This is a genomic window from Candidatus Wallbacteria bacterium, from assembly GCA_028687545.1.
GTDB lineage: Bacteria > Muiribacteriota > JAQTZZ01 > JAQTZZ01 > JAQTZZ01 > JAQTZZ01.
Genome location: JAQTZZ010000010.1, coordinates 105639 through 117816 on the forward strand (window position 1 = coordinate 105639; position 12178 = coordinate 117816).

Here is a 12178-nt window from a genome sequence, read left to right on the forward strand (position 1 = left end):
TGGGGTTTTAAATGCCGCCTGAGAAGAAAAAGAAAAGTGAATTCAGATCCTGTTCTTCTCGTAAATTTTGTTCAATGCAAGTTTAGCCTGTTCCCTGACTTCGCGGCTTTCGTCCTTCAGGGCTTCCTTGAGCGGCGGAATGGCCCGCACATCGGAGATCCTGCCGAGGGATTTGCAGACAGCCCCGCGCACGCTCTTGCTGCGGTCAGAGAGCAGTTCGATCAGAGAGTCGCAGGATCCCACACTCTTGATGTTTCCCAGCACCAGCGCTGAATGTTCCCTCATGAATCGGTTGCGGTCATACAGCATCTTAATCAGGATCTTTTCCAGCTGATTGTTCTGAATCATGGACAGGATCTCTGTGGAATTGTCCCGCAGCACCTGGTCGTCGTTCTTCAGGCATTTCACCAGCAGCGGGATAGCCTGTTCGCCAAACTGGCTGATTGCCTCGAAAATCTTGTTCTTGATCCACATGTTCTCCAGGCTGAGGTTCTTGACCAGCGGTGTAATCGCACCTGTATCTCCGATTTTGCCGAGTGCTTCCACGGCTTCTTCCCGCACGCGGTTGTCCGGATCGTCCAGCAGCTTGTACAGACTTTCCAGAGCTCTGCGGTCCTTCTTCTCACCCAGGATTCTGGCGGCTTTCGCCCGTACCAGATCGCTCTGGTCATTGATGCTCTTCAGAATGATCGGCACCACTCTGTGGTCTTCAATATTCCCGAGGGATTCAATGATCCTGATCCTGATCGTTTCGCTCTTGTCACCCAGAGATTCCGTGAGCGGTTCCACTGCTCTCGGATCCCGGAGCGCGCCAAGGGTCTCGATGATCGTCATCCGGATCTTTTCGTTGGAGTCGCGCAGGACTTTGACCAGTGGTTCCACTGCCAGCGCGGAACCGATCTTGCCAAGGGCTTCCACAGCGACCTTGCGCAACTGCTCGTTGGAGTCCTTGAGGCTTCTGACCAATGGTTCAATCGCACGCACATCTTTGAATTCGCCCAGCGTGTAAATAATGCTTTCCTTGGCATAATCATCCGCCACGGTAAGCTCCTCAAGTAAGATACGCACAATTTTCTGCTCCCCGATTTTCACCAGGGCATTGGCTATTTCATAGTAATCAACGCCATCGGTTTTATGCTTCAAAAGCCCTATCAGCACTTCGATTGCCTTGGAATTGCCGAGTTCCCCGAGAGCAAACACGGCCCAGTATTTAGCGATTGACTCAGATTCGGACAGCACTTCGATCAGCTGGTCCACCGCCTGCTCGTTACCGAATTTTCCGAGCAGTTCGGCCACATTTCTCTGCATGCCGTTCAATACTTCCCGGACAGTGCAGAAAATATTTTCGTCTTCAAGACCTCGCAGTTCTTCCAGATCTTTGGCGCGGATTGTATCTTTCAGGATCGAAACCAGCATCCCGGATACCCTGGAATCTTTTTCCCGGATCAGGCACTGGGCGATGGTGAAGCGCAGCCATGAATATGATTCCCTCATCACCAGGATCATCTTGCGGCTTTCCATCACTGCCCTGTCGATTGAGAGCAGGGCATCCACGGTAAGAGCCTTGATTTTCTTGTCATTGCTGTCCAGAAGCCTGACCAGCGGCATGATTGTCCTGATGTCTCCAGTTCTGGAGAACACACGGATTACTTTGGACTTGATGTCACTTTTTGAGCCGGGAAGAAATTCCACCAGGGCTTCAGTGGCCTGTTCCTTGAATTTGACCAGCGCATCTACAGCTTCTTCGCTCACCACAACATTCTCATCTGACAGTTTTCGAATGAGCCTGGAGATAGCCATCTCGTTCTTGATCACTCCCAGCGCAATTACAGACTGTTTTCTGACTTCATCGTTGGCATCGTCGATCACTTCGATCAAAGCTTCGGTTGCCATGCGGTTACCGATCTTGCCAAGAGCGATCACAGACTGTTCGCGCAGCCGTTCATCCTTGTCATCCAGATGCTGGATCACTGTTTCAGTGGCTTCCTCATCGCCGATCTCGCCAAGCGCGATGATGGCTTTCTGCTTCAATTCAGGTGCGATATTCTCGCTCAACAGTTTGATCAGGGGAGCCACCGCGCGTGGTGTTTTCAAAAGTCCCAGGGACTCGCAGGCTGCAAGGCGCACTTCATCCTGTACGTCAGCCAGAGCTTCGATCAGGGATTCGCAGGAAAACGGATCACCGATTTTTCCGAGTGCTACGGCCGCTTCCTTGCGGATCCTTTCATTGAGATCCTTCAATAATATGGAAATCGAGTTTACTATCTCTCGACGGCGGATTTCACCAAGCGCCCAGACAGCTTTGAGTTTGACATCATCGTTCTGGTCTGAGAGCTGACTAACCAGCACATCCAGAGATTCTTCGGCCCGCAGGAGGCCGAGAGCTTCGCAGACGGCACTTCTGACCTCGTCGACCGGGTCGTCAGCCAGCTTATTAAGGGCCGGGATAGCCTTACGGCTTTTAATTTTCCCCAGGGCTTTAGCAGCCACAAAGCGCAAGTCGCCGCTTTTTTCTTTCAGGAGCGGAATCAATCCATCCACAGCACGCTCATCACCGATCTTTCCTAGTGATTCGGCAGCTACATACACCAGATCATCATTTTCATTATTCAGAACCAGCAGCAGGTGTTCCACAGCCTGGACTGATCCAATCTTTCCCAGAGCCTTGATCAGCAGATAGCAGATATCCTCATTTCCTTCCTGCACCAGCATTTTAAGCAGGGGGTCGGTAGCGAGGCCTGAACCGATATCGCCAAGCGCTTCAATCGCTGCTTCCCGCAGATCCAGGTTGTCCTGATTTAAAATATCCAGAATAGGTTTAACACCGTTTTCGGCTTTATGTTCACCGAGTTCCTGTATGATGGCATATTTCTCGTCGTCATTCGATTCCTGCTGCAACCTGAAGAGCAGATTTTCAAGGTGTTTCTGTTCATCTTCCTCTTCCGGAACCTGGATTTCTTCTTCCTGGGACTCTTCTCCTTCACGTTCCCGTTCTTCCTCTGCCTGCATCTTTTTCCTGACGCGCTCAATCACGGGAACTGCTTCTTTACCCTTGGCCGGACCGCCGGGTACGCTCTCCACGATTACAGGTTCAGCTTCATCAGAGCTGATCTCAGGTTCGATCTGCGATTTAATTTCAGGTATTTCCGGTTCCGGTGTCAGTTCGGGCAGGATTCTGGAAAGATCTGACTCTTCCCTGGAAACTGCAGGCGGTGGAATCTTTGTTTTCTTGGAAGGAGTGACTGTTGATTGAGGTACTTCAGTCTTCAAGTCAGCATTTTCCGGTTTTTTTACTTTGGGTTCTTCAGGGGAAGCGAAAAGCGTTTTGACTGCGCTCGCGTCGAAAAGTGGTTCTTCTTCAGATTCAGCTGCCGGTTCATCCAGGCTGAATTTCTCGGTTTCAAATGAGAACTCTCCTTTTTCTTTATCTTCGCCGCTGAGATCGAAATCCATCTCTTCGGCTTTCTTCCCCTCCTCAGCTTTAGGTGGCAGAAGATCGCTGAAATCGTCATCCGAGCCTTCATCGTCAAGACTGAATTCTGCGTCATCACCCATTTTAATGTCTAAATCGCCTTCATCTTTGCTGGTTGATGGTTTCGCAGCTTTAGCTTCCGGCTGTGGTTTACTGTCCAGAGAAAAATCAAATCCGTTATCTGCGCTATCTTCTTTTTTCTTTGGCAGAAGCTCATCGTATTTTTCCTCGTCACCACCCGCAAAAAGTTCATCGAATGATTTCTTGGAATCAGTGATTTGGGCAGAGGGCGGCTTCTGGACGCTGCTTTCCAGCAAGTCCAGCTTAATCTCGCCGGAAGAACTCATGTCATCCTTCAGATCTCCGGATTCGGATTTCACGTCAATTGATGGCTGGGAATCCGAAAGATCCAGTTCCTTGAAAAAATCATCTTCAGCGGAATCTGTGGTTTCCTTCTTGGGTTCAGATGCCTTTTTGGAAGGTACTTCTTTGGAAGGGACATCATTCAGAAAATTGCTGTCTTCATTGAGAAAATTGGACTGAATGGAAATTTCCCCGGACTCCTTGCCTTTCCTGGCGTCTTTTCCGGAATCGTTTTCCTCGACCAGCCCCAGTTCACGGAAAATATCTTCATCATCCTTGTTCGAGCTTTTACTGTTTTTATCCAGATTCAGGTCCAGATCGAAGAGGTCGTCCTCCTCGCGGATCATGGCATCGATACCATCGCCCTTTTCACTTTTCACCTTGGCTTTCAGGCCGCCGATGTCCAGATTGGCTTTTCCGCCTTCATCAAGCCCGGCTCCGCATTCGACGCAAAACTTGCTGTTATCGACATTATCAGCTCCGCAATGGGGGCATTTCATCAGAGACCTCCTGCGCTTTTATGCAATTCCTGTGAAAATTCTCCAAAGTGGACTTGATTTCTTCGGATTTGCATAACTTCATAATTGTATCGGCAAGTTCCCGTGCGTCGTCCAGATGCAATTTATTGATTATCTTCTTTATGCGTGGAATTAAGGGCGGACTGAGGGACATCTTGTCGATGCCGAAACCCAACAGAACAGGCGTAATCAGTGGGTTTGAGGCCATCTCGCCGCAAATGGAGGTCCAGAGTCCGTTTTGATGGACTCTATCGATGATTTTTTTCAAGCTGCGAAAAATCGCCGGATGAAAAATATTGTAAGATTCGGAAATATAAGGGTTATTTCTGTCAACTGCAAGGATAAATTGCAGAAGGTCATTGGTCCCGATACTGAAAAAATCCACTTCGCGGGAAAAATCGTCGATCAGATAGGTAGATGCAGGGGTTTCCAGTAAAACACCAAGCTTCACATTTTTCGAGTATGGGTATTTTTCTTTTTTCAGGTCATCCTTAACACCTTTAATAATCTCTTTGATTTTATGAATTTCTTCTATCGAAGAGATCATGGGGAACAGTATGTGCAGTTTCCCGTGGGGACTGGATTTGTACAGGGCTTTCAACTGGGTGATGAACAGGGTTATGTGCTGCAGGCTGATCCTGATCCCGCGCAATCCAAGGAAAGGGTTTTCTTCCTTGATGTTCTTGAATCGATAGAACTGCTTGTCACCGCCCAGATCAAAGGATCTGATGATTACCGGCTTGTCAGGGAAGGCTTTCAGGACTCTGGAATAGCTTTTCACCTGTTCTTCTTCGGAAGGCAGACGTTCGTATTCAGCGAACAGGTACTCCGTGCGATACAGTCCGATGCTGTTGGCACCGTACTCAGCCGCCAGCATGGCTTCTTCTTCCCTCTCAATATTAGCGTCGATCATAAATACATGCCCGTCAAGGGTTCTGGCATCCGACCTGGCACTGTCTTCTTTTTCCTTGAATTTATTGATGTAGTAATCTTCCTGCTGACGCTTGTACCGGTTTAAAGTAGGCTCGTCAAAACTCAGGATCACTTTTCCTTCAATTCCGTCCATAATCATGAGCAGATCATCAGTGATTTTGGAAGTGATGTCCGTCAATCCTACGATCATGGGAATTTCCAAGGTCTTGGCGAAGATCGCCATGTGTGAGGTGCCGCCTGATGTTTCAACACAGATTCCTGCAATCTTGGATTTATCGAAATTCATCAGGTCGCTGATCCCAATCTGGCTTCCAACCAGTACTATCTCATCATCAGACTTCTGCAAGCTCTTGGAGTCGCGGCCATGGAGAATTCCAATCACGCGTTCGCCGACTTCACGGATATCGTCGGCCCTCTCTCTGAAATATTCTTCCTTCATCTTCTCGAAGAGGCCGATGAATTTGTTCATTACCCGAAGATAGCTGTTTTCAACGTCGACTTTCTCGGATTTCACAATTTCGATGATTTCACCCATAAAGAGTGGATCATTCAGGATCATGATCTGAGCCTGGAAGATTTCCGAGGCTTCCTTGGAAATTTCCCGGTCAGCCCTCTGTTTAAGCTGGGCTAATTCGGAAGTGGCCTTTTTAATGGCACTGTCAAGCCGGGTGAGTTCCTTGTCAATTTCTCCATCTGAGATGCTCCGAGGCTTAAGATTTTTACAGAGAAACTTCTTTATGATAAAGGCTTTCCCGATTCCCAGTCCTTCTGAAGCAACAATCCCTTTCAGCATTAATCCTCGTCAAACATGCTTTCAAATAAATTATGAATTGCTTTAGCGGCTTCAAGTTCGTCAGAGCCGGAAGCGCTGATTGATATGGTACTACCTTTCTCGGCAGCCAACAACATGATGTCGATTATGCTTTTGGCATTAACCACAGTACCGTTCTTCTGCAGAAAAACCTCAGATTTGAATTTCTGGGAGGTTTCGGCGATCAGCGCAGCAGGCCTCGCATGCAGCCCGGCTTTGTTTCTGACTATTGTCTCCAGTTTATGCATATGGCGTTACCTTGAAAGTCATTTCAAAGGAACATTCTTCTCCGGGTTTCAGGGAGATAGATTTAAAAAAGCTCACACTGCATCCCTGAAAAACCAGCTGGTACTGTTCCGGCAATCTGTCAATAACATAATCCGGTGCAGTCAGACATGTCAACACAGGATGACAGAAATCGATTTCAACTCCCAGCAGCCCGTCGAACACCTGCAGTTCTCCTGATGACTCGAAGCAGGATCTGTTTTCAAAACCGAATTCCCTGGTTTCTTCAGGAGTGCAGGTCCTGAAAAAACTGCCTGAATATCCCGGATGGGAAAGACCCAGGTCGAAGTCGATGCGCAGCAGGTTTTCGACCGCTGTGGCGCAAGTATTGGTGAGATGGTACCTGACGCAGATATTATTGTTGGAATCGCGAAGTGAAACTTCCTTACTAAGTTTCAACGCAACGCAATCCATCCCGAAATCGGTCTCGAAAAAAGCCCTGGCAACATTCTTGCCTGATCCATCCCGATAAAGAGTATGGAGAAGCTTGAGTCCAGTATCTCTGAAAGAATCACATTCTCTCAGAGCAAAAGATTCTCTGAGAAATGATGGAACCTGATTGAAGTTCAATTCAGAACTCAAGGTCTCTTCGTCAAGGGTTCCAAACATCTCATTCCGCCATTCCAGGATTTTCCGGTAGTTTTTCCTGCGATTCAGGAGATTGCACTTTTTCGGTTTGAAATCGAACTGAGTGATGGCACCAGTCTGCTTATCAAAACAGATCCCGAAAATATCGCTGTCAAATCTGATTTCATCAGTTCCGTTGATTCCGGTTTCAAGACTGAGTCCTGTTTTTGACCGGCTGGGGACCATTTCATTCAACATCAAACTTTCCCTGAAAAAATTCTGCCTCAAGGCCGAATAATTAAGTCCTCCAAAAATTCCCGGCCAGAGGTATCCGTAAAATTCAAGCGAAGAGAGAAGTTTTTCGGCCTTTTCCTGCTTCAAGATTGAATCATTTGAATCTTCAATTCTGGTCAGAAGCTGATACATGTTCCACATTTCAGGGAAGCTTTTCAGATAATCCAGAAAATCACTCTTGATCAGCATCTTTTTTTCAGCGCCAACATCGTCCATGAAAAAATAATAGTATGGGTAATTGTAAACCACGTCCAGCCAGAGAAGTTCTCCCAGATTCATTCCCGGTATTGTTGTCCGGGAAATGTTTTTGTTACAATCCGTCTCTGAAACACAGCGAGAATTGGAATTTGTGTCCTTTAATTCCTGCAGAAAGTCAAACAGCCAGTCGCTCCCGACACGATTGGTGAACAATTCAGCAGGTAAAGCCAGGAAAAGAGGGCTTTCGACCTGGCCCAGCTTTTTCAGGACTCCAGTACCTTCCAGAAAAAACTGCCTGGCTTTTCTCAAGTCAAAACCAATCACCTTGAGAGGATTTTCCGATAAGCCGGTTAGAGTGATCCCGTCTCTCCCTTCGTCCACGATAGCAACATTCCGAATTCCACAATCAGGCAACACATTTGAGAGGTAATCCGTCCAGAGCATTCTGGGAAGAAACATTGAGCTGGGCACGCAACCGAACTTCTTATGGCAGAAGGAGATGCTCTTTCTGATCTGTGATTCAGCTCTTTCTTTAGGGATCAAACTATAATTAGGTTCATAAAATCCATTGATCAGGACTTCGATTTTCCCCTGTTTGATGTAAGGTATGAATTCCTGGAAAAAATCCTGGCGCTCCTGTTCGATCCATTCCAGGATGAATCCGCTGAAATAAAGATTGAGTTTCAGATTACCAAGTTTTGCGAGCAGCTCTTCCACGAACATGAAAAATCTGGCCTTTGTGCCCAGTTGAAGCTGGCCAAGCGGTTCGTTGAAATATAGAAGTAACAGGATCTCATTGGTCAACGATTTTCTCCCGAAGCAGCAGATATGCTCCCAGCAGGCTGGATTTGTCGATCAGATTGCTTTTGACTATCACAGTCTTCTCAGCAAATAGCCTGAAACAATACTGAGAAAGCTTTCCAGTTACAACAGGCAAGAGGATCTCACCGCTGTGAAATAATCCACCTGCCAGAACTACTTTTACCGGACCGAAAATGTTGATCAGAGATCCGATTCCGGCAGCCAGAAAATCCGAATATTTTTCAACGATTCCAATCGCGAGTGGTATCCTGCTCAGATAATTGGTCAGTATTATCTCAGGCATTTTTTTTTGCTCAGACTCAGATTTGGGGAACGTCGTTTTCGCGTTCATATATTCTTCCGCTGCAATCCTGATAAATCCATTTGCAGATGCGTAGACTTCGAAACAGCCTTTTTTCCCGCACCCGCAGATTCCCCCTCCAAAAACCAGCCCCATATGACCGATCTCAGTACCCATACCATCCTTGCCCCTGAACAGGGAACCGTTAAGAATTACGCCTCCTCCGATCCCTGTACCGATAGTGAGGGCAATGCCGTCACTTTCACCTTTAAGTTCTCCAAAACCGAGTTCTCCAAGCGCAGCCAGGTTTGCATCATTTTCCAGATAAACCGGCAGGCCGGTCCGATCAGACAGCGCCTTCCCCATGGGGATATCAATCCAATTCAGATTTGGTGCATACCTTAAAACAGTGCCTGAAGCATCTACTACCCCAGGAACAGCAATTCCGATCCCAATGGGGGCTTCCCCTTTAATCAATGGAACAATTTCTCTCAAAAGCTTGTCCAGGAAAGCAGTGCTGTCTTTATATGAAAGCGTTGAAAACCGGGAACTTTTAACCAGCTCTCCCTGTTCATTGATAAGCGCAAGGCGGGTGTTTGTACCACCAACGTCAATTCCCACAAAAAACAATTTATCCCCCAAGACTGACGACTCATTTTATCACATGATCAGAGAAAATGCAAATTGATTCAGGGGAAACCTGTTGTTTTACATATTTTTCCCGGACACAGAGATATAACGTTTCAGATACAGCAGAATTTTAATCAACGGATGCATCAGTGAATAATAAGGAATCAGCTCTCCACCGAATTTGCGGAAATAATGCGCGATCCCCGGAATCATCGAACCTTCAAAATCAAAACTTGCGGATTGGCTGGCTGCATGCTGAAGTGCCAGCATCAGAGACCTGGTACCGGAACCTCTGATTTTACGCCTGTCTGCACCGGCCAGATAATAATATTTGCCATTGTCCCGCAATATCAGACAACCGGATTGCAGCTCCTCGTTTCTGCTCAAGCAGAGAAAGGCCCTGTCTTCCCTGAAAAGCCAGCAGATCAATGATTTGAAAACTCCTTTTCCAATCCTTCGGACATTCTGCCTGGAAAGCGTCGCTTCCCACAGATCAAGGAATTCTTCCCAGACGAGGGAGATTTCAGTCACAATTCCTGATTTCTCGGCAAATCTGAGATCGCTTTTCAGATCAGCCGCTAAAGTGGATGTCACATTTTCAGGGTGTGAATGGAGATAGGTATAGCGGAGTTCGACATGCAGATTTCTCCAGATAGCTTCCTGAAGATTCATAAATTCAGGATCAAATGAATAAAATATCCAGAAATAGTTTTGTGCCGCAAGATAATCCAGAAACTCTCCGAAGATTTTACCATGCTTCTCCAGCCTGTGGCTTCCAGGTTCTTCCGCATCCTTGAAAACGCATCCGAGATATGGAGTCAGATAGGGCATCATGATCAGTTTGAAAAACAACTTCCTGTAAGTGATTGGAAAAACTGCCAGGAGCTGATTGTTCTGCCAATAAGTCAGGTAAAACCCCCGATTGGCAAAACTCAGATAACCGCTGTCAAGAGTTCTGGTGAGCCACCCTTGTTCAAAGAATATCGGAAATGGGTCACCCTTCCATAAGGATTTCAATCTGTTGAAATCAGAAAGAGAAAAACGCCTGATCATTTTACCCCGGATATAATATAATCTAATTAGACCTGATGTTCAATCAGGAAGATTGTTTCCTGTCACCCTGTAAATTCTGAATTCTCCATCAGACTCCCTTTTGAATGACAAACGATCAAATCCTTTTGTACAGATGCCGCCCTGTGTTTTCTCCCAGTCAAGTTCTACTTCCCATCCCAGTCCATTTTGTCTGACAGGACCAAAAAAGAGGCTGTATCCGAGGATGAATTTCTGATTGCAGAATCTGGTCACAGCATCTTCCAGGCGATAGAAAAAAGGATAGGAACGGGAAAAATAACTAAGTATTTCCTCTCTCTCTTCACGCTCAAGACTTCTGAAAAAACTTTCGGTCTTCTGCAGAAGAAGTTCGTGAATCCCGGCCGCTGTCCAGCGAACCGGAAATATGGTTGCTGTAATTACTTTCTCATGATTGGAACACTCGCAACGGATCATGAGTTGATAAACCCTGGGGAACTGGTCTGGCGAAAAAACATGACAGATTTTATTGTTATTAAGAAGCATCTGATCCCAGGTTTCACCGGCATTCCAGGAAATCTCAGCCGTCTGCACTGGAAAAGCTGTATCAACCAGGCCGTTCAGCTTGATCTGACCTTCTTTTAAATCATCTGAGTAAAGATAGATTCCTCCCTGATGATTAGAAAGTTTGATTCCATTGATCTCAAGCTGTTTGAATCCACCGGCAAAAAGGATCATCGGACAGAGCAATGTCCAAAGAAACAATTTTTTCATGATACCTCTAAAACAACCTTGTGTAACGTATTCCAACCTTTAATTCATGATTATTAAGAATTTCCTCACTATAATCTTCATTGACTTCGGAAAAATCGAAAGAAATATTCTCATTAACATTGAGAGACTTGATAATTGTGATTGTATCTGTCAGGTTTTGATGGGAAAAATTAGTAGCCTCGTCCAGACTTCTTTTTTCAGAATAATCCAGGTTAAGGCAATATCGTGTGTTACGGTTGAGATACTGGGTCGAGGAACCTGTTTTATACTTGAAATACCGGTCATCAGACTCTCCACCGAGACGGCTTTCAATCCAGACCACTGGGCTGAAATAATGGATATTCGACAAGTCAGCCTCTTTGAAAAACACGCTGCAGAGCGGGTCAGGGTCTGAATCCCGGTCCTTGCACCTGAGGTCGAGCTGATATTGATTATTATGGGCTGTCAGGCGCAGTCTGGCTGAAATGTTGTTCCCATCACGGGTATAATTCTCGCCGTTAATCCGTTCGCGCTGGAATTCAGCCATCCAATAGCCTTGATACTTCAGAAAAGTGGCATTCGATTCCAGACCCGCGAGATACGTAAATTCATCGTCAGTGGCCTGAGGGTGGGCCAGTAACTTCACTCCCCCGTGCAGAGTCAGATCCCTGCCCACAAGATGTGAATAATTGAATTCGCCGCCGCTGTCGTCTCTGTAATCTTCTCCGGACGGACGCTGATACTCTTCATTCGCAAAACGCAGATTCAGGTCGGACCACCAGATTTCTCTGTTCCAGGACATCTGAGACTGGAACAATGCCGCAGCCTTTTCGCTGTTCTGGATCAGGTTAAACGCCGGAGGTGCCAGAAATTTTCTGGATCTGGTGAAACTCAAACTGCTGGCCTGACTGAATTGGTCCCCTGAATAATCATAATCCATGGACATTTCATCGATGTCTGTATTGTTTCTGCGGAAATATGGCTTGGACTGATCAGAGTATGTCGATACTCTGCAGAGAAATCGCCTGGGCCCGGTACCTGAATGAAAAATCAGCCCGCAGGTGTTTATCTCAGGTCCCAGCGCATTCAACTGCTGGTTCCTGTATCCGACATACGCTTCGCCGGTATATGAATTGTCATGCACCAGAAGTTTCAGGCCTGACAGACACAGATCAGATCTGTCCAGGGTAAAATCGAACAGATCAACCCACCATCTTTCCCCA

8 protein-coding genes are annotated in these 12178 nt (G+C 46.6%); all 8 read right to left on the minus strand.

Going from position 1 to position 12178, the window contains the following annotated elements; translation table 11 throughout:
• Nucleotides 1-42: 42 nt before the first annotated feature.
• Nucleotides 43-4335 (minus strand): HEAT repeat domain-containing protein, encoded by a 4293-nt coding sequence (locus tag PHW04_07100; GenBank protein MDD2715643.1) that lies wholly within the window; start codon nucleotides 4333-4335, stop codon nucleotides 43-45.
• Nucleotides 4310-6079: a phosphoenolpyruvate--protein phosphotransferase gene (gene ptsP, locus PHW04_07105; GenBank protein MDD2715644.1), complete on the minus strand. Its 1770-nt coding sequence runs from the start codon at nucleotides 6077-6079 to the stop codon at nucleotides 4310-4312. The genes PHW04_07100 and ptsP overlap by 26 nt, the downstream gene beginning before the upstream one ends.
• Complete coding sequence (locus PHW04_07110) at nucleotides 6079-6345, minus strand: HPr family phosphocarrier protein (GenBank protein MDD2715645.1); 267 nt, start codon at nucleotides 6343-6345, stop codon at nucleotides 6079-6081. Before PHW04_07110 ends, ptsP begins: the two co-directional genes overlap by 1 nt.
• Entirely contained in the window at nucleotides 6338-8245 is a 1908-nt protein-coding gene (locus PHW04_07115; protein MDD2715646.1) for a hypothetical protein, read from the minus strand. The genes PHW04_07110 and PHW04_07115 overlap by 8 nt, the downstream gene beginning before the upstream one ends.
• On the minus strand, nucleotides 8235-9164 hold the full coding sequence (locus PHW04_07120; protein ID MDD2715647.1) for an ROK family protein: 930 nt from the start codon (nucleotides 9162-9164) through the stop codon (nucleotides 8235-8237). Before PHW04_07120 ends, PHW04_07115 begins: the two co-directional genes overlap by 11 nt.
• Nucleotides 9165-9251: 87 nt before the next feature.
• Entirely contained in the window at nucleotides 9252-10226 is a 975-nt protein-coding gene (locus tag PHW04_07125) for a hypothetical protein (protein ID MDD2715648.1), read from the minus strand.
• 39 nt (nucleotides 10227-10265) lie between these two features.
• Nucleotides 10266-10976, minus strand: a complete 711-nt coding sequence (locus PHW04_07130; GenBank protein MDD2715649.1) for a hypothetical protein — start codon at nucleotides 10974-10976, stop codon at nucleotides 10266-10268.
• 7 nt (nucleotides 10977-10983) lie between these two features.
• Nucleotides 10984-12178, minus strand: a 1195-nt coding sequence (locus PHW04_07135; GenBank protein ID MDD2715650.1) for a hypothetical protein, incomplete at its 5' end; no start/stop codon positions are given.

Excerpts from the sequence above, each read along its gene's own strand:
- PHW04_07100 (MDD2715643.1), bottom strand. The coding sequence starts at position 4,335 with ATGAAATGCCCCCATTGCGGAGCTGATAATGTCGATAACAGCAAGTTT.
- PHW04_07130 (MDD2715649.1), bottom strand. The coding sequence starts at position 10,976 with ATGAAAAAATTGTTTCTTTGGACATTGCTCTGTCCGATGATCCTTTTT.
- PHW04_07125 (MDD2715648.1), bottom strand. The coding sequence starts at position 10,226 with ATGATCAGGCGTTTTTCTCTTTCTGATTTCAACAGATTGAAATCCTTA.
- ptsP (MDD2715644.1), bottom strand. The coding sequence starts at position 6,079 with ATGCTGAAAGGGATTGTTGCTTCAGAAGGACTGGGAATCGGGAAAGCC.
- PHW04_07110 (MDD2715645.1), bottom strand. The coding sequence starts at position 6,345 with ATGCATAAACTGGAGACAATAGTCAGAAACAAAGCCGGGCTGCATGCG.